Here is a 17933-nt window from a genome sequence, read left to right on the forward strand (position 1 = left end):
TTTACGGCGTGTGCCTCTTTACGGCGTGTGTCTCTTTACGGCGTGTGCCTCTTTACGGCGTTTGCCTCTTTACGGCGTGCGCTTCCCCGCACGCGCCTCTTTGACTCCGCTAACACTGCTCACGCCTCGCCGCCTACTTTCCGCCACGCGTCTTTTTACCTGTCGCTGCTCTCTCAGGTCCTGCTTGCCGCTCACGCGGCGGCCAGCCACGCGACGTAGTGCGCCGCGTCCGCCTCGATACGGCTCGCATCGAACGGAAATTCGATGCCGCGCGGCACGTGGCGCGGCAGGTTGTCGAGCACCGCGGCGAACTGCGCGTCGCCGGCGGCCGGAGCAGCGGGAAAGCGCCGCGCGCCTTCGCCCACCGCCGTCTTGCAATGGATGTATTCGACGTGCGCCGCAAGCGGCCCGGCCGCGTCGAGCGGCGCGACGCCGCGCCATGCCCAGTTGCCGATGTCGAAGGTCATGCCCAGCACGTCCGTATGCCCTTCACGCGCCAACGCGTCGAACAACCCGACGAATTGCGCGAGCGACCCGCCTTCGGCCAATTGCCCGTTTTCGACGACGAGCCGGACATCCGCGCAACGCATATGCTCGGCGATCACCGCGGCATTGGCCTCGGCGGCGAAACCGCCGAGTTGTAACTTGACGAAGCGCGCGCCGAGCGCGATCGCTTCTTCGACGGAGACGCGCAGCGCGTCGGCGTTCAGCTTGCCGTCCGTTGTGTAAAGCGAAGCCGGCGTCGAGTAGACCGACCACAGGCCCAGTTCGGTAATCCGCTTGCCGAGCGCGCGCAACGCGGGCGGCGCCGCGTCGGCCTCGTCGGAAAACAGTTCGCGGCGCACCTCGAAGCCCGCCGCGCCGGCTCGCCCCGTCGCCTCGGCCCATTTCAGATGGCCGCCCGCGCGGACCGCCTCCATGCCGAAAGCGCTTGCGACGATCACTACGTCAACTGCTTCTGTCATGTTGAATCCGCTCGAATTCTGCGTTGTATCAGCGCTTGGAACCGGTTCCAACGCCGTTTCGAAAAAAAGCGCCGAGGCGCTTGGACGACCGAATAGTGCGCCGTGGCCGGGGTGACGCACCATAGAGGAAATCCCCAGGGGAAGCGTGGCATGGTAAGTGTGTCGAGCGTGTCTGCTGGCGGCAAGGATGCCCGGAGCCGCCCGCCGGGATCCCACGGTCCGCAGCCTTGGCGCCGGCAACCGGTCCGCCAGTTTTGCGCTAATTCGCTTCACATCGCGCGTCGCATCGCGCGTCACATTGCACGCCACTTCACGCGCCATCCGCGAGACACAGGGCGAGAAACTGTTCGACCACCCGCGACGGCGCGCTCGCATGCGGCACGAGGATCGACAGACGCCGCGTCAGCGGCTCCGGGCTTAGCGAGAACAGACGCAACGCGCCGTTCTCATGGCGCATCGACATGGCCGAGACAAAGCCGATGCCCATGCCGGCCCGCACCGCCTCCTTCACGCCCTCGACACCGGCGATTTCCAGGGCGACCCGCATCGGCACGCCCGCGCGCGCGAACGCCCGCTCGACGACCTGCCGCACGCCCGATCCGGCCTCGCGCAAAACCAGCGGATGCGCGCCGAAATCCGCCAGTTCCGCCCGCCCGCTTTCGAGACCCGCGCCGCCCGCCTGCGCCAACGGATGCGAGCGCGGCATGATCGCGACGATCTCATCCTCACGCCAGGCGTGCACCGCGGTGTCGGGCGGCAGATCCGCGCCGACCGGCCCCTCGACCAACGCGATGTCCACCGAGCCGAGCGCGCCGACGATCTCGGTGGTGTTGCCGTCCGCGGTATGCAGCGTGACGTCCGGATGGCGGCGATGGAAGTCGGCGATCAGATACGGCAGCAGATAACTCGCCGGCGTGGTGCTCGCGCCGATCCGCAACGTGCCTTGCTCCAGGCCGCGCAAGGCGTCGCGGTATGCGTGCGCTTGCCGCCAGGTGTCGCGCAGCCGCGCGGCGTAGCTCGCCAGTTGCTCGCCGGCGGGCGTGAGGCGCACCCCGCGGCCGTCGCGCTGGTAAAGCGGTTCGCCGAATTCGTCCTGCAACTGCCGCAATTGCCCGGACACCGCCGGCTGCGACAAATGCAATGCAACAGCCGCGCGACTGATGTTGCGATGCTCGGCGACGGCGGCGAAAGTTATAAGCTGGTCGGGGGTCATGATGATACAAATATCGGTTTAGTCGATACTTTACATCCCAAATCACGATTTTTCATATCGTTATATTCAATTTAGGATTAGGGCCATTGAATCAGCCAGCCAATAAGGACTGCGCCATGACCACTGCCCATCTCATCGCTGCAACCACACCGGCCGGATCGTCCACTCGTGGCCTGCTCAACGGCATTCTTTTCGTCGCGCTTTTCGCGGCTGCCGTGACCCACATCGCGTCGATTCCGGCCATCGCCGGACTGGGGCTGAGCCCGCTGATCGTCGGCATCGTGGCGGGCGCGGTTTACGGCAACGCGCTGCGCGACGGCATGCCGGAAAGCTGGGCGGCCGGCGTCAACTTTTCGGCGCGCAAGCTTCTGCGCATCGCGGTGGCGTTCTTCGGGCTGCGCGTGAGTCTGCAGGAAATCGCTCAGGTCGGCTTGCCGGGGCTCGCGGAATCGGTACTGATCGTCGTGAGCACGCTCGTGCTCGGCACGTGGGCCGGCATGAAAATCATGAAACTCGACCGCGACACGGCATTGCTGACGGCCGCGGGCAGCGCGATCTGCGGCGCGGCCGCCGTGCTCGCCTTCGAGTCGACGTTGCAATCGAAGCCGCACAAGAGCGCGATGGCGGTGGGCAGCGTCGTGCTGTTCGGCACGCTTTCGATGTTCCTCTACCCGGCGCTGTTCAAGGCGGGCTGGCTGCATCTGGACACGGTCGGCGCGGGGCTTTTCTTCGGCGGCACCATTCACGAGGTGGCGCAAGTGGTCGGCGCGGCCAGCAACGTGAGCCCGGAAGCGACGCACATCGCCACCATCGTCAAGATGACTCGCGTGATGCTGCTGGTGCCGGTGCTGCTGATGGTCGGCATGTGGGCGAACCGCACGGCGCGCGGCGCGGCGGCGCACGACGGCAAGCACCATGCTCCGCGCAAGCTGGCGATTCCGTGGTTCGCGCTCGGCTTTCTCGCCTTCGTCGTGATCAACTCGCTGCATGTGCTGCCGGCAACCGCGACCAGCACGCTCAACACGCTCGACACCTTCGCACTGACGATGGCCATGACCGCGCTCGGCATCGAGACGCGCCTCTCGCAGATCCGTCAGGCCGGCCCGCGCGCGCTGACCACCGGTTTCATCCTGTACGTGTGGCTGACTCTGGGCGGACTGGGAATCACATGGACTGTCCAGCACCTGCTCGGCTAAGCCGCCCTCGCCTTCGAACCCACCCCGCCGCGCGCGGGGTTTCGCGCATTCTGGAGAACATCCGGCGCGCTCGCACGGCATACTGGTTGCTCACGTTACCTACTCATGCAACCCGTTCACCGCAACCCGAATGAGGATCGATCGATGAGCCTGGAACTTTACTATTGGGACGGCCTGCAAGGCCGCGGCGAATTCGTGCGGCTCGCGCTGGAAGAAGCCGGCGCCGACTACGTGGAAGTGGCGCGCGGCGAGCCCGCCGAGGGCCTCGGCACGAGCGCGATGATGGCCGTCATGAAGAGCAGGGACGAACCGTATCCGCCCTTCGCGCCGCCGTTCCTGAAGGACGGCGATCTGGTGATTTCGCAGACCGCCAACATCCTGTTCTACCTCGGCCCGCGGCTCAACCTCGCGCCTTCGGTGGAGAGCCTGCGCTACGTCGCCAACGGCCTGCAACTGACGATCGCCGACGTGGTCACCGAGGCGCACGACACGCATCACCCGCTCGCCAGCGCGCTCTATTACGAGGATCAGAAAGACGCGGCCAAGGCGCGCGCGCACGACTTCATCGACAACCGCATTCCGAAGTTCATGAATTATTTCGAGCGCGTGCTGAAGCAGAATCCGGCCGGCGATACGTTCATGGTGGGCGACGCGCTCACCTACGTCGACCTGTCGATGTTCCAGTTGATCGACGGTCTGCTATACGCGTTTCCGCGCGCGCTCAAGCGTTTCGGCGAACACTATCCGCGGCTCGCCGCGCTGCACGACGCCGTGATCGAGCGGCCGAACATCGCCGCGTATCTGCAGTCGGAACGGCGCATCGAGCATAACGAAGCGTGCATCTTCCGGCACTATCCCGAACTCGACAAGGCGGCGGCTTGACCCGCGCCGCTCTTCCCCGCTCACCCGCCGCCGCGCGCCCGCTTTCGAGAGCGGGCGCGCTGCTGTTGCCGTGCGCGTTTTTCCACTCCCTCTCACGCCCTGTCCCGCCGACGTGCTTTCGTTCCTGCTGAAGCTGCGCACCCGCGCCCAAAATCTCTTCCGTCTCTCAGAAGCCCATACGATGCTGGTCTGGTCGGTGGTGGTCGGCGTCGCCGGCGCCTTCGCGACGATCGCTTTTCGCGAGGGCATCGCGCTGCTGCAATTCGCGGTGGCCGGCAAGTCCGGCAGTTTCGTCGAAATGGCGCGCAGCCTGCCGTGGACGGTGCGGATCTGGCTGCCCGCCGCGGGCGGTCTGATCGCCGGTTTCTTTCTGCTGATCGCGCAGCGTCACGCGGACAAATGCAACCACATCGACTACATGGAAGCGGTCGCGATCGGCGACGGCGTGGTGCCGGTGAAGCTGAGCCTGTGGCGCAGCGTGTCGTCGCTGTTCACGATTTCGAGCGGCGGCTCGATCGGCCGCGAAGGACCGATGGTGCAACTGGCGGCGCTCGCCGCATCGCTGATCGGACGCTGGGTGCATTTCGATCCGGCGCGGCTGCGTCTGCTGGTGGCCTGCGGCGCGGCGGCGGGGATCACGTCCGCGTATAACGCGCCGATCGCCGGCGCGTTTTTCGTCACCGAGATCGTGCTCGGCTCGATCGCGATGGAAAGCTTCGGCCCGTGGTGGTCGCCGCCGTGGTCGCCAACATCACGATGCGCGAATTCGCCGGCTACAAGCCGCCGTACGAGATGCCGGTGTTTCCGCCGGTCACGGGCGTCGAGGTGATGCTGTTCGTCGCGCTCGGCGTGCTGTGCGGCGCGGCCGCGCCGCAGTTTCTGCGGCTGCTCGACGCGTCGAAGGCGGGCTTTCGCAAGCTGCCCTTGCCGCTGCCCGCGCGGCTCGCGCTCGGCGGCCTGGTGGTCGGCATTCTGTCGGTGTGGACGCCCGAGGTCTGGGGCAACGGCTACAGCGTGGTCAACTCGATCCTGCATTCGTCGTGGACGTGGGGCGCACTCGTCGTCGTGCTGCTGTTCAAGCTGATCGCGACGGCGGCCACCGCCGGTTCGGGCGCGATCGGCGGGGTCTTCACGCCGACGCTCTTCGTCGGCGCGGTGGTCGGCTCGCTGTTCGGCCAGGGCATGCATACGCTGTGGCCGCATGGCACGTCGGCGCCGTTCGCCTACGCGATGGTCGGCATGGGCGCGTTTCTGGCGGGCGCGACCCAGGCGCCGCTGATGGCGATCCTGATGATCTTCGAGATGACGCTCAGCTATCAGGTGGTGTTGCCGCTGATGCTGTCATGCGTGGTCGCGTATTTCGTGTCGCGCGCGATCGGCAAGACCTCGATGTACGAAATCACGCTGCGCCGCAATCAGCAGGAACAGGAACGCATCCGCCTGCGCGCCACGCAGATGCGCGAACTGATCCGCCCGGCCGAAACCGTCGTGCCGCCGAACGCGACCGTGCACGACATGACGCGCGTGTTCCTCGAATATCCGGTGAAGTATCTGTACGTCGCCAATGAGTCGGGGGCGTTTCTCGGCGTGGTCGCGTTGAAGGACATCACCTCGGATCTGCTCGACAAGCGCGATACCTCCACCAAGACCGCCGCGGATTATCTGCAACCGCATTTCGACGTGCTCACGCCCGACATGCCGCTCGGCGTCGCGTTGCAGCACTTCCTCGCGTTCCAGGGCGAACGGCTGCCGGTGATCGAAAGCGCCGCGCATCCGACGCTCGCGGGCGTGGTCTACAAGACCTCGCTGCTCGACGCTTATTTCCGCATGAATCCGGCTCGTTAGGCAGGCGCCCGCCGTGCAAAGCCCGGCGGATTCCCTACAATAAGAAAGACGCCGCGCCGAAATGCGAGCCGCGCGCGTGACGCCACGACGGGCGCATCGAGACGCCCGGCCTTCGATCGGAGCGAAGATGAGCGAACCGTCCCTCGATGCCGTGCGCCGCGACCAGGCGGGCTGGATTTTCCTGCATATCGAAGGCGAGCCCTACGACCGCGGCGAGCAGCACGGCCAGTTGCTCGCCGCCGAAATCCGCAACGCGATCCACACCGCCCGCTATCTCGCGAAGTGGGACACCGGCGAAGACTTCGACACCTTCGTCGACGCGGCGACCTCGCAGTTCGCCAACCAGCTCGACACCGAATTCAGCGACGAAATCCAGGGCATCGCCGACGGCGCGCAGTTGCCGTTCGCCGAAGTGCTGGCGTGGAATGGCTACATGGATCTGCTGCAAAGCTGGTGGCCGACGCACGCGGCGCAGCGGGAGCCGCGCCTTGGCCTCAAGCCGTGGCGCGGACGGCGCGGCCACCACTGCAGCGCGTTCATCGCGACCGGCAAGGCCACCCGCGACGGCCGCATCGTGATGGCGCACAACTCATGGGACCGCTATGCCGCGGGCGACGCGTTCAATGTGGTGTTCGACATCGTGCCGGACCGAGGCAACCGCATTCTGATGCAGGGCTTGCCCGGCTGCATCTCCAGCCTCACCGATTTCTGGATTACCGCCGCCGGGCTGATGGTGACCGAAACCACCATCTCCAACTTCGTCGGCTACAACGCGGCGGGCGCGCCGGAGTTCTATCGCTCGCGGCGCGCATCGCAGTACGCGAACAGCATCGGCGAATGGTGCGAGATGTTCGCGGTCGCCAACAACGGCGGCTACGCGAATAGCTGGTTGCTCGGCGACGTCAAGACCGGCGAGATCGCGCGTTACGAACTCGGGCTGCACTATTCCGGTTTCGAGAGCACGAAGGACGGCTTCTACAGCGGCTATAACACCGCCACCGACCTGAAGATCCGCAATCAGGAATGTCTCGGGGAAGGCGAGGACTATACCGACGTGCGCAAGAACGGCGCGCGGCGGCTGCGCTTCATGCAACTCGAGGACATGCATCGCGGCAAGATCGACGTCGAGCTGGCCAAGCAAATGATCGCCGACCATCACGACGTCTATCTCGACCGCAACGACAACCCCTGCTCGCGCACCATCTGCGGGCATCTGGAACTGGACGACGCGCGCTTCGGCGGCAGCGATCACGGACCGTTCAATCCGTGGGGCGCCAACGACGGCAAGGTCGCCGACAGCGAAATGGCGCGCGAGATGGCGTTCGCCGCGCGCTGGGGGCATCCCTGCGGGCGGCCGTTCGACGCCCAGGCGTTCATGAAACGGCATCCGCAATGGAACTGGCTGAACGGCTATATGCGCGACCGGCCGTCGTGGCCGTGGACGCGGTTCGAGGTATTGCGTGAGGGAAACTGAACGCGGAACGACCGTCCGCGACAGCCCGGTCCCTTCCTGCCATCATCCGCGCTACGCGACGGCGTTTTTATTGGCGTTCGGGGCGCGTTGCGGAATTTGACCAACTAAGATGGTAAGTGCGCGTGGCCGCGAATCGCGGCGCCGCGTGCGGCTGGCGCCCTCCTTTCGACGCGGGGACGGCACAGCGCTTGCTGACTCGTTAGCGCCGCATGAGCTTAGGAGGTCGGGTGATGAAAACCTCGACGCTGTTGATCATGGTGACGCTGTCAGCCTCGTGTTTCGCCGCGCCAGTGCATACCGCGACGGACACCAGCAACGCCGGCATCCTTGCCGAACGCGCCAATGCGGCACCTGTCGCGCCGCCGGCGCCGGATGTCGCCGCCACGGACGACAATCGTCCGGACCGATGGAAACACATCGCCTTGCCCAGGTCACGGCACCTCGGGCGCGGCTTCATCGGACGAAACGAGCGTTTGCAGACTTGATAGCGCTGGTTTGGTTGGCCGTGTTGGGTTCGCGCGTTCAGTCGGCGTTTTCGTTCGGCGTTTTCGTTCGGCCCTGAACCGGTGCGCGCCGACGAGCGCCGGTTCGCGCGACAATGGAGTCCGATGGCGCGATCAAGATGGCTCGGCGAATCGCGGTGGCGTCTGAAGAAGCGGCGGCCGGTCTTGTCCATTGCTTAGCGGCGCCATCATTCCCGTCCAGCAGCACGGCAACAACAACCAGGAGCGCTTGCATGACCGCATCGGCTATTCCCGGCGAATCAATCGATCTTCAGATCGCCGATCTTTTGAGCGAAGTCCAGTTTCCGACCAATAAGGACGCGCTGGTCGACGCCGCGCGCGAAGCCGGCGCGAGCAACGAGGTGCTGTCGATGCTCGACGGCATGCCGGAACAGGATTACGTCGACATTGCGTCGGTCACGCGGCTCCTCGGCAGCAACTACGGACCAGGGCTCGCCGGATAAGCGACGTTGGGCGGGAGCGGCTGCGGGCGCTGACGGCACGGCGCTTGGAGGGGCTTGTATGGCTGCAAGCGCGGTGACTAGCAGCACCGGACTGACCGGCACGGCTAAACGCGCGTTGGCGCACGACGCCCGCGGACCGGCACGGCCGTAAGCGCTCTGACGAGCGGCTACCCGACTGACCGGCACAGCTAAACGCGCACTGACGAACGACGCCCGGCGGACCGGCACGGCTAACGCACCCACGAGCTGCGCCGACTCACACCAACGCCCCGCCATCCCCCGCCCCCATCAAACCGCCGACGGCGCCGCCACACCTCGCGCGCGCGAAGCCTTGAGCAACGGCCGCGGCCGCACCTCTTCTCCCCGCAACGCAGACGCCGGCAGGCCGTCGTCATAATCCGGCGAACCCGCAACCGCACGCCGCGGCGCCAGCATCCGCGAACCGCGCGGGTGCTGCCCGTCCTGCTGGAAATGCTCGACGAGATGATCGATGAAGGTCCGCACCTTCGCCGGCAAGTGAAAGCGGCTCGGATACGCAATCGCGATTTCGACCGGCGGCAGACGATACGCGTCCAGCAGCGGCACGAGCCGCCCGGACGCCAGATCCCGGCCGATCAGATAGCTCGGCAGAATCGCCACGCCCATGCCCAGCAGCGCGAACTGCCGCAGCATCTCCGTATTGTTCGCGGCGATCGCGTTGGTGGGCCGCACGCGGATTTCGCCGTCCGGCCCGCTGAACACGCGCTCGTCGCCGCCCTGCTCCTGCGGCCGGCTCAAACAGGGATGTTCCAGCAGATGCTCCGGGCGCGTGGGCGTACCGTGCCGCGCCAGATAGGCGGGCGTCGCGCAGACCGTCATGTGGCCCGTGGTCAGCCGCCGCGTGACGATGCTCGCGCTGCGCATGGGCCGCGCGACTAGAATGCCGACGTCGAAACCCTCTTCGACCAGATCGACGTGACGATCCGCGAGCGTGACGTCCGGCACCACGTCGGGATAGCGCGCCGCATAGGACTGCACCACCGGCGCGAGACTATGCAGCCCGAACACCACCGGCGCGACGATGCGCAAGGTGCCGACCGGTTCGTGATTGCGCGCCACCACCATCTGCTCGACGCCGTCGAGGTCGTCGAGAATGGAACGCACGCGCTCCAGATAAGCCGCACCGGACTCGGTCAGCGCGAGCCGCCGCGTGGTGCGATTGATCAGGCGCGTGGCGAGACGCGCTTCCAGATCGGCGACATGACGGGTGACGACGGCGGTGGAAAGCTCCAGCGCGCCGGCCGCGCGGACGAAACTGCCCAGGTCGGCGACCTTGACGAACACGCGCATCGATTGCAGTTGATTCATGGGACGACTCCTGCCTCGGTAACGCCGGGCCGGCGCGACGCTGCCGCCTCTATCGACCCGTGCGGCAAGGCGCGCGCGGGTTTGCCCAACGAATCGATTGTATCGATCGAGCCTGTCCCAACCCTGACCCGTACATGACAATCCGGTCAGATTTCCGACGCGCTTGCAGCCGCGCTGCGAGGCTCGTCGCGAACTTTGAACTAGGTATAAACCCTTAGATGCTGGTAACATAGCGCCCGAAAGGAAACTAACCGCTATGCCACATCGTTTTCAGCTTTTCGAAAAAATCGCGTTTTCGCTGGTCTGCTGGTCCGCCGCGGCCTGTTCGGCCTTCATCGCCTATGAGCGCTGCCCGGACATCCGGGTCGTACTGCACGCGAGTAAGGAAGTGCTGCGCTACAGCGGTGAGTATTCGTTCATTTGCGCCACGCCGGTCGCGGACGCTTGCGCGCAATTGCCGACCAACTGATCCGCCTGATTCGTCCGGATTCGTCGCTCATTCCACACGCGGGCCGCGCGGATCACGCGTCGCGCCCGAACACCACGCGCGCGAAAAATTGCGCCAGCACCGTCTCGGCCATCTCCGCCGACACGTTTTGCGGATCGACCGTGTAGAAGAACTGCACGCCGTCGCATAAGCCCATCAGGCCCACCGCCAACCCCTCCGCGGGCAGCAGGAGCGGCGTGCCCACGCGTGCCGAAAATTCGCGGATGTACGCGCCCAGTTGTTCGAGCTTCTCGTGCATGAACGCGTTGAAGCGCAGCCGGAAGCGGCCGTCGCGCACGGCCAGCAGCTTGGCCTCCACCCACAGCAGGAAGCACTTGTTCTCGCGATGCAGATTGCTGTAGTAGCGCAGCACGCGCGCTTCCATTTCCTCGCGCGAGGCCGAGTTTTCGAAGATCGCCTGCAAGCCGGCCTGCATCGTCTCGTGATCGCGCCGCAGTAGTTCGAGAAACAATTCGCTCTTGCTGCGGAAGTTCGAATAGAACGCACCGCGCGTATAGCCCGCTGCCGCCGCAATGTCCTCGACGCTTGCCGCGACGAAGCCTTTCTTCATGAAAATCGCCTGCGCAGCGTCGAGCAGACGCTGACGCGTCTGGTCCTTGCTCTGTTCCCGTGTGAGTCGTTGCCGTTTCATGAGCGCAAGTCTAGCACCGAAAAGAATTTAAATTCATCCTCGCATTCAAATACAGGTGTGTATTAGAATGCGATTCACCATTCGAAGTCCGATGCGCATGCTGTCTGCATAAAACGACCTGCGTGTCCCCGCTGGCGGGCCCCCTGCGGCTTGCCGTGTTCGTTCGCCGTCACCAGTTGGGGTAATTGTGAAGCGTCCCGGTCCTCCCGCATCGTCAGCGATGCGCCAGCAGTCACAGCGGCTTGCCCGTTCCGCGCGTTTGCGCCGCGCAACCTTCGCGCTTGCGCTCACCGGCCTGGTCACGCTGGCCGCGTGCTCGAAAAAAGAAGCGGCCGCGCCCGTGCCGCGCCCGGTGGTCGCCGTGGCCGTGCATGCCGACGGCAAGGCCGCGCCGGCGGCGTCGTTGCCCGGCGAAGTGCAGGCGCGCTATTCGACGCCGCTGTCGTTTCGCGTCGGCGGGAAGATCATCGAGCGGCGCGTGCGCCTCGGCGACGTGGTCAAGACCGGCCAGATCGTCGCCCGGCTCGATCCAGCGGACGCGCAAAAGAGCGCGGCCAGCGCACAGGCGCAGCTCACCGCCGCGCAGCACGCTTTCACGTACGCGAAGCAGCAGCTCGAGCGCGACCAGGCGCAGGCGAAAGAAAACCTGATCGCGCCCGCGCAGCTCGAACAAACCACCAATGCCTACGCGTCCGCCGCCGCGCAGCGCGACCAGGCGGCGCAGCAGGCGGCGTTGTCGAAAGACCAGCTGCAGTACACCGCGCTCGTCGCCGATCACGCCGGCGTCATCACCGCCGAACAGGCCGACACCGGCCAGAACGTGTCCGCGGGCCAGGCCGTCTACAACCTCGCGTGGAGCGGCGACGTCGACGTGGTGTGCGACGTGCCGGAAAGCGCGCTGGCCGCGCTGGCGGTCGGGCAAACGGCCAAGGTCACGCTGGCCGCGTTGCCGGGGCGCAGCTTCACCGCGCGGGTGCGCGAACTGTCGCCCGCCGCCGATCCGCAAAGCCGCACTTATCGCGCGAGGCTCACGCTCGAGAACCCCGGCGCCGACGCGCGCCTCGGCATGACCGCCGATATCGCGATCTCCACGTCGCCGGCGAACAGCGCGGCGAATCAAGGCAGTTCCTTCGTCGTGCCGGCTACCGCGCTGTTCCACGACGGCGCCGAACCCGCGGTATGGGTCGTGCGAGCCGCGGACAACGCATTGGAACTGCGCCGCGTCACCGTCACGCGCTACAACGAGCGCACCATCGTGATCGGCGGCGGGCTCAAGGAAGGCGAACGCGTCGTGCTGCAAGGCGTGCATACGGTGAGCGCCGGCGAGAAAGTCCGGCCGATCGCGCCGCTGCATCCCGAGGACTTCGCTTCATGAGCACCACGCAAGAAGAAGGACGCTTCAATCTGTCCGCATGGGCGCTGCGCCACCAGGCGCTGGTGGTCTTCCTGATCGCGCTCTCCACCGCGTTCGGCATCCTCGCCTACACCCGGCTCGCGCAATCCGAAGACCCGCCCTTCACGTTCCGCGTGATGGTGATCCGCACCTTCTGGCCGGGCGCCACCGCGCGCCAGGTGCAGGAGCAGGTGACCGACCGCATCGGCCGCAAATTGCAGGAAACGCCCGCGATCGATTTCGTGCGCAGCTACTCGCGCCCCGGCGAATCGCTGATGTTCTTTTCGATGAAAGACTCGGCGCCGGTCAAGGACGTGCCCGAAACCTGGTATCAGGTGCGCAAGAAGGTGGGCGATATCGCGGCGACCTTGCCGCAAGGCATTCAAGGGCCGTTTTTCAACGACGAATTCGGCGACGTCTACACCAACATCTACACGCTCGAGGGCGACGGCTTTTCCGCCGCGCAACTGCACGATTACGCGGACCAGTTGCGCACCGTGCTGCTGCGCGTGCCGGGTGTCGCCAAGGTCGATTACTTCGGCGACCCGGATCAGCACATCTACATCGAAATCGCCAACACGCAACTCACGCGTCTCGGCATTTCGCCGCAGCAACTAGGCCAGGCGATCAACGCGCAAAACAGCGTCTCGCAAGCCGGCACGCTGACCACCGCCGACGACCGCGTGTTCGTGCGCCCCACCGGCCAGTTCAAGGACGTCGCCGCGCTCGCCGACACGCTGATCCGCATCAACAACCGCTCGTTCCGTCTCGGCGACATCGCCACGATCAAGCGCGGCTACGACGATCCCGTCGCCACGCAAATGCGTTCCGGCGGCAAGGCCGTGCTCGGCATCGGCGTGACGATGCAGCCGGGCGGCGACGTGATTCGCCTCGGCAAGGCGCTCGACCAGGAAACGGTCCGGCTGCGCCAACACCTGCCTGCCGGCTTGCAACTGGCCGAAGTGTCGAGCATGCCGGAGGCGGTCGCGCGCTCCGTCGACGACTTTCTCGAAGCGGTGGCCGAGGCGATCGCGATCGTGCTGGTGGTGAGCCTCATTTCATTGGGTGTGCGCACCGGCATGGTGGTCGTGATCTCGATACCGGTGGTGCTCGCCGTCACCGCGCTGTGCATGTACCTGTTCGACATCGGCCTGCACAAGGTCTCGCTCGGCACGCTGGTGCTGGCGCTGGGCCTGCTCGTCGACGACGCGATCATCGCGGTCGAAATGATGGCGGTGAAGCTCGAACAAGGCTGGAACCGCACGCGCGCGGCGGCTTACGCGTACACCAGTACCGCGTTTCCGATGCTCACCGGCACGCTTGTCACGGTGGCCGGCTTTCTGCCGATCGCATTGGCCAAGTCGAGCACCGGCGAATATACGCGCTCGATTTTCGAGGTGTCGGCGATCGCGCTGATCGCATCGTGGCTCGCGGCAGTCGTGCTGATTCCGCTGCTCGGCTATCACCTGCTGCCCGAGCGCAAGCGCCACGAACACGAAGCGGACGATCACGAGCACGACATCTACGACACGCGCTTTTATACGCGGCTGCGCGGCTGGGTCGGCTGGTGCATCGAGCGGCGCTTCATCGTGCTGACGATCACCGTCGTGCTGTTCATCGTCGCGATGGCGGGCTTCACGCTCGTGCCGCAGCAGTTCTTCCCGAGTTCGGACCGTTCCGAGTTGCTGGTGGACGTGCGCTTGCCCGAGGGCGCGTCGTTCGATGCGACGCTGCGCCAGGCCGAGCGGCTCGAAAAAACGCTCGCGGGCCGGCCGGAAATCGACCATACGGTGAACTTCGTCGGCAGCGGCGCGCCGCGTTTCTATCTGCCGCTCGATCAACAATTGCAGCAGCCGAACTTCGCGCAGTTCGTGATCACCGCGAAGTCGGTGAAGGATCGCGAGAAGCTCGCGCAGTGGCTCGAACCCGAATTGCGCGACAAATTCCCCGCGATCCGCACGCGCCTGTCGCGGCTCGAGAACGGGCCGCCGGTCGGCTATCCGGTGCAGTTCCGCGTGAGCGGCGACGACATCGCCACGGTGCGCTCGATCGCCGAGCGCGTCGCCGCGACGCTGCGCGCCAATCCCGGCACACGCGGCGTGCAGTTCGACTGGGACGAACCCGCCGAGCGCTCGGTGCGCTTCGAGGTCGATCAGAAGAAAGCGCGCGAACTCGGCGTGAGCTCGGAGGACATCTCCAGCTTCCTCGCGATGACGCTCTCCGGCTACACGGTCACGCAGTACCGTGAACGCGACAAGCTGATCAGCGTCGATCTGCGCGCACCGAAAGCCGAACGCGTCGACCCCGCGCAACTCGTCACGCTGGCGATGCCGACGCCGAACGGCCCGGTGCCGCTCGGCACGCTCGGCCATCTGCGCAACGATCTCGAATACGGCGTGATCTGGGAGCGCGACCGTCAACCGACGATCACCGTGCAGTCCGACGTCGGACCTGGCGCGCAAGGCATCGACGTCACGAACGCCGTCAACAAGGCGCTCGGCCCGATTCGCGCGACGCTGCCGGTCGGCTACCGGATCGAGGTGGGCGGCTCGGTGGAGGAAAGCGCCAAGGGCCAGACGTCGATCAACGCGCAGATGCCGATCATGATCATCGCCGTGCTCACGTTGCTGATGATCCAGTTGCAGAGTTTCTCGCGCGTGCTGATGGTGGTGCTGACCGCGCCGCTCGGTCTGATCGGCGTCGTGTTGACGCTGCTGCTGTTCGGCCAGCCGTTCGGTTTCGTCGCGACGCTCGGCGTGATCGCCATGTTCGGCATCATCATGCGCAACTCGGTGATCCTGGTCGATCAGATCGAGCAGGACATCGCCGCGGGGCATAAGCGCTTCGATGCGATCGTCGGGGCGACGGTACGGCGTTTCCGGCCGATCACGCTGACCGCGGCCGCCGCCGTGCTCGCGCTGATTCCGCTGTTGCGCTCGAACTTCTTCGGTCCGATGGCCACCGCGCTGATGGGCGGCATCACCAGCGCGACCGTCCTTACGCTGTTCTATCTGCCCGCGCTGTACGCCGCCTGGTTCCGAGTGCGCGGCGACGAACGCGAGCCGCAGGCGCCGTCCGCGTCCGATTCGGCGCATACGGGGAATTGATCATGGCTACTTTCGCAATCTCCCGATACCCGCGCATCGCCGCGCTCGCGGGCGCCGCATGCGCGCTCGCCGCCTGCTCGTTCGGACCGAGCGGCGAGCCGCCCGCGATGCCGCAACCGGCGCACTACGGCGCGCAGGCGCAGCCGACGCAAACGGCGTCCGCGCAAGGCGTCACGCAACAGTTCGTGGTCGGCGCGAAGCCGGTGCCCGAATGGTGGAAGCTGTATCGCTCGGATGCGCTGAACGCGCTGGTCGACGAAGGCTTGCGCAACAGCCCCACGCTCGCCGCCACCGACAAGAGCCTCGCCGCGGCGCGCGAGCAACTGCGCGCGCAGATCGGCAGTTCGATGCTGCCGACCATCGACGCGGGCGGTCAGGTGACCCGCAATCGCGCGCTGGCGATCCCCGAGATCGGCTCGAACACGTTTCTGTACAACATCTTCGTCGGGCAATTGCAGGCGCACTACACGCTCGATCTGTTCGGCGCGGCGCGTCTCGCCGACACCGCGCTCGCCGCGCGCGTGAACGTGCAGGCGTACCAGTTCGATGCGGCGCGCCGGGCGCTCGCCGCCAACATCGTCAGCGCCGCGATCACCAGCGCCGCGCTGCGCGCGCAGATCGACACGACCGAACGGCTCGTCACGCTCGCCAACGATCAGGCACGCGATACGCAGCGCCGCTACGTGCTGGGCGCCGTGTCCCACGCCGACCAGTTGAGCGCGCAACAGAGCGCGGCGAGTTTGTCCGCGAGCTTGCCGGGTCTGAAGCAGCAATGGCTGACCACGCGCCATGCGTTGGCGGTGCTGCTCGGCCGCACGCCGGATGCCGCGCCGGACGATCTCGATCTCGCGCAACTGAGCGTGCCCGAACAGGTGCCGGTGGTGGTGCCGTCACAGTTGTTGCGCACGCGGCCCGACATCCAGGCCGCCGACGCCGCCTTGAAGGCCGCGGCTGCCGAGGTCGGCGTGGCGACGGCGCAGATGTTCCCGAGCATTTCGCTGAGCGCATCGATGGGACAAGGCGGGTTTAGCTGGCCGGTGGCGCTGTCCGGCGCGGGAGCGATATGGAGCATCGGCGCGTCGCTGTCGCAGCCGCTGTTCCACGGCGGCGCGTTGTTTGCGCAGCGCCGCGCCGCGATGAATACCTATGACGCGACGGTCTCGCAATACAAGCAGACCGTGCTGGCCGCGTTCCAGAACGTCGCCGATACGCTCGCCGCGCTCGAGCACGACGCGCAGGCGCTGGAGGCGGCCAATAGCGCCGCGCGTTCGGCCCAGGGCGTGTTCGAGGAGACGTCGGGGCGCTATCGGCTGGGCGCGGTGCCGGTCGCGTCGACACGTTCGAGCGAGCAGCAGTTTCGTAACGCGCAACTCGATGAGATCCGCTATACGAGCGCGCGTTTGACGGATACGGCGGCCTTGTTTCAGGCGATGGGGAATCCGCCGGTCGAGGGCGGAACGGGGACTGCCGCGGCGGCATCGAATGCCGGTACAGCCACCCGCAACGCTCAGTAAACGCCCGCCTCCCCCGCCGGCCGATTCTTGAATCGCTTATGCACCCAATAATATTGGGCAGGAATCCGCCGGACCTGCGTCTCGAGAAATTCGGTGATCCGCCGTGCGTCGAGTGCGACGTCGTCCGACGGAAAATCGCTTAGCGCGTCGAAGATCGTCAGCTTGTAGCCGCGATAGTCCGGCAACACCTCCGTCACGAACGGCACCACGCGCGCATTGCTCGCACGCGCCATCCGCGAGACGGACGTCAGCGTGCAAGCCGGCACGCCGAAAAACGGCACGAACACGGAGTCGCGCAAACCGAAATCCATGTCGGCCGCCAGCATCACCGGCTTGCCCTCGCGCAACACGCGCAACGCCCGCCGCACGCTATCGCTGCGCGGAATCATCTCCGTGCCGAAGCGGGCGCGCTGGCGCTTCGCCATGGCGTCGAGCAGCAGGTTCGACATCGGCGTGTACAGCGACGCAACCGGATGCCGCGTCGAATACATCATGCAACCCGCTTCGATGCCGACGAAATGGAAACCGACGAAGATCGTCGGGTGCGCCTGCATATCGGAGAGATCGATCGCGCTTTCCACTTCGACAAGACGCGCGAGCGCGCGCGCATTGCCGAACCATTGCGGCCCGCGCTCGACATAGCTGCGGATCACATGGCAAAAGTGCGCGCGCGCAAGACGTTCGCGCGCCTCGTCGCTCATGTCGGGAAAACATAATTTCAGATTGGTATGCACGACGCGCCGGCGTGTGCTCGGAATCCGGTACAGCAACGCGCCGATACCGGTGCCGATCCGCGCGACGACGCCGTAGGGCAGAAAGGCAAAGGCGCGCAGCAGACCTGTCATCAGACCGATGAGGATTCGACTTTTCACTAGGCGGAGACCCGGTGGA

At 66.0% G+C, this 17933-nt stretch carries 15 protein-coding genes and 1 pseudogene; 10 read left to right on the plus strand and 6 right to left on the minus strand.

The genetic code is table 11. The annotated features are described in order from the left end of the window. Window positions 1-191: 191 nt before the first annotated feature. Both ACOCG7_RS21605 and ACOCG7_RS21610 read right to left on the minus strand, forming a co-directional pair. Window positions 192-965 (minus strand): sugar phosphate isomerase/epimerase family protein, encoded by a 774-nt coding sequence (locus ACOCG7_RS21605; protein WP_244744036.1) that lies wholly within the window; start codon window positions 963-965, stop codon window positions 192-194. A gap of 310 nt (window positions 966-1275) precedes the next feature. After that, entirely contained in the window at window positions 1276-2178 is a 903-nt protein-coding gene (locus ACOCG7_RS21610; protein ID WP_073431049.1) for a LysR family transcriptional regulator, read from the minus strand. Between the two features lie 116 nt (window positions 2179-2294). Between ACOCG7_RS21610 and ACOCG7_RS21615 the strand changes: the two genes are divergently transcribed. The 5 genes and pseudogenes from ACOCG7_RS21615 (at window position 2295) to ACOCG7_RS21635 (ending at window position 8060) form a co-directional block, all read left to right on the plus strand. Next, entirely contained in the window at window positions 2295-3374 is a 1080-nt protein-coding gene (locus tag ACOCG7_RS21615; protein WP_244744035.1) for a YeiH family protein, read from the plus strand. A 144-nt stretch (window positions 3375-3518) separates the two neighbouring features. After that, a complete protein-coding gene (locus tag ACOCG7_RS21620; protein ID WP_114162552.1) occupies window positions 3519-4256 on the plus strand; it encodes a glutathione S-transferase family protein in 738 nt (245 codons plus the stop codon). 112 nt (window positions 4257-4368) lie between these two features. Continuing rightward, window positions 4369-6101, plus strand: a pseudogene (locus ACOCG7_RS21625) (ClcB-like voltage-gated chloride channel protein). Window positions 6102-6228: 127 nt separating this feature from the next. After that, on the plus strand, window positions 6229-7575 hold the full coding sequence (locus ACOCG7_RS21630; RefSeq protein WP_154873985.1) for a C45 family autoproteolytic acyltransferase/hydolase: 1347 nt from the start codon (window positions 6229-6231) through the stop codon (window positions 7573-7575). 230 nt (window positions 7576-7805) lie between these two features. Then, window positions 7806-8060 carry a hypothetical protein gene (locus ACOCG7_RS21635; RefSeq protein WP_073431045.1) on the plus strand — a complete coding sequence of 85 codons (255 nt, stop codon included), beginning with the start codon at window positions 7806-7808 and terminating at the stop codon, window positions 8058-8060. A gap of 37 nt (window positions 8061-8097) precedes the next feature. Here ACOCG7_RS21635 and ACOCG7_RS21640 read toward each other — a convergent pair whose 3' ends face one another. Further along, window positions 8098-8313 (minus strand): hypothetical protein, encoded by a 216-nt coding sequence (locus tag ACOCG7_RS21640; protein WP_244744034.1) that lies wholly within the window; start codon window positions 8311-8313, stop codon window positions 8098-8100. Between ACOCG7_RS21640 and ACOCG7_RS21645 the strand changes: the two genes are divergently transcribed. Continuing rightward, complete coding sequence (locus ACOCG7_RS21645; protein WP_073431044.1) at window positions 8312-8542, plus strand: DUF2795 domain-containing protein; 231 nt, start codon at window positions 8312-8314, stop codon at window positions 8540-8542. The genes ACOCG7_RS21640 and ACOCG7_RS21645 overlap by 2 nt on opposite strands. A 288-nt stretch (window positions 8543-8830) precedes the next feature. Here the strand turns inward: ACOCG7_RS21645 and ACOCG7_RS21650 are convergent, their stop codons facing one another. Then, the gene (locus tag ACOCG7_RS21650) at window positions 8831-9889 is read right to left on the minus strand and encodes a LysR family transcriptional regulator (protein ID WP_244744033.1); all 1059 of its coding nucleotides are present in this window, start codon (window positions 9887-9889) and stop codon (window positions 8831-8833) included. A gap of 256 nt (window positions 9890-10145) precedes the next feature. On the opposite strand from ACOCG7_RS21650, the gene ACOCG7_RS21655 reads away from it, so the two are divergent. Beyond that, the gene (locus ACOCG7_RS21655; protein ID WP_073431042.1) at window positions 10146-10358 is read left to right on the plus strand and encodes a hypothetical protein; all 213 of its coding nucleotides are present in this window, start codon (window positions 10146-10148) and stop codon (window positions 10356-10358) included. 52 nt (window positions 10359-10410) lie between these two features. On the opposite strand, the gene ACOCG7_RS21660 is transcribed toward ACOCG7_RS21655, so the two are convergent. Next, window positions 10411-11028: a TetR/AcrR family transcriptional regulator gene (locus ACOCG7_RS21660; RefSeq protein ID WP_073431041.1), complete on the minus strand. Its 618-nt coding sequence runs from the start codon at window positions 11026-11028 to the stop codon at window positions 10411-10413. Between the two features lie 220 nt (window positions 11029-11248). On the opposite strand from ACOCG7_RS21660, the gene ACOCG7_RS21665 reads away from it, so the two are divergent. From ACOCG7_RS21665 to ACOCG7_RS21675, 3 genes are read left to right on the plus strand one after another with little or no spacing between them, the layout of a single operon-like run. After that, complete coding sequence (locus tag ACOCG7_RS21665) at window positions 11249-12403, plus strand: efflux RND transporter periplasmic adaptor subunit (protein WP_347142925.1); 1155 nt, start codon at window positions 11249-11251, stop codon at window positions 12401-12403. After that, window positions 12400-15528 carry an efflux RND transporter permease subunit gene (locus tag ACOCG7_RS21670; protein ID WP_244744029.1) on the plus strand — a complete coding sequence of 1043 codons (3129 nt, stop codon included), beginning with the start codon at window positions 12400-12402 and terminating at the stop codon, window positions 15526-15528. Before ACOCG7_RS21665 ends, ACOCG7_RS21670 begins: the two co-directional genes overlap by 4 nt. Window positions 15529-15530: 2 nt before the next feature. Beyond that, the gene (locus tag ACOCG7_RS21675) at window positions 15531-17042 is read left to right on the plus strand and encodes an efflux transporter outer membrane subunit (RefSeq protein ID WP_244744027.1); all 1512 of its coding nucleotides are present in this window, start codon (window positions 15531-15533) and stop codon (window positions 17040-17042) included. On the opposite strand, the gene ACOCG7_RS21680 is transcribed toward ACOCG7_RS21675, so the two are convergent. Continuing rightward, window positions 17036-17914, minus strand: a complete 879-nt coding sequence (locus ACOCG7_RS21680) for a lipid A biosynthesis lauroyl acyltransferase (protein WP_114162558.1) — start codon at window positions 17912-17914, stop codon at window positions 17036-17038. The two genes, ACOCG7_RS21675 and ACOCG7_RS21680, sit on opposite strands and share 7 nt — an antisense overlap. Window positions 17915-17933 lie beyond the last annotated feature (19 nt).

The sequence above is a fragment of the Paraburkholderia sp. DD10 genome (genome assembly GCF_049177125.1).
Lineage (GTDB): Bacteria > Pseudomonadota > Gammaproteobacteria > Burkholderiales > Burkholderiaceae > Paraburkholderia > Paraburkholderia terricola.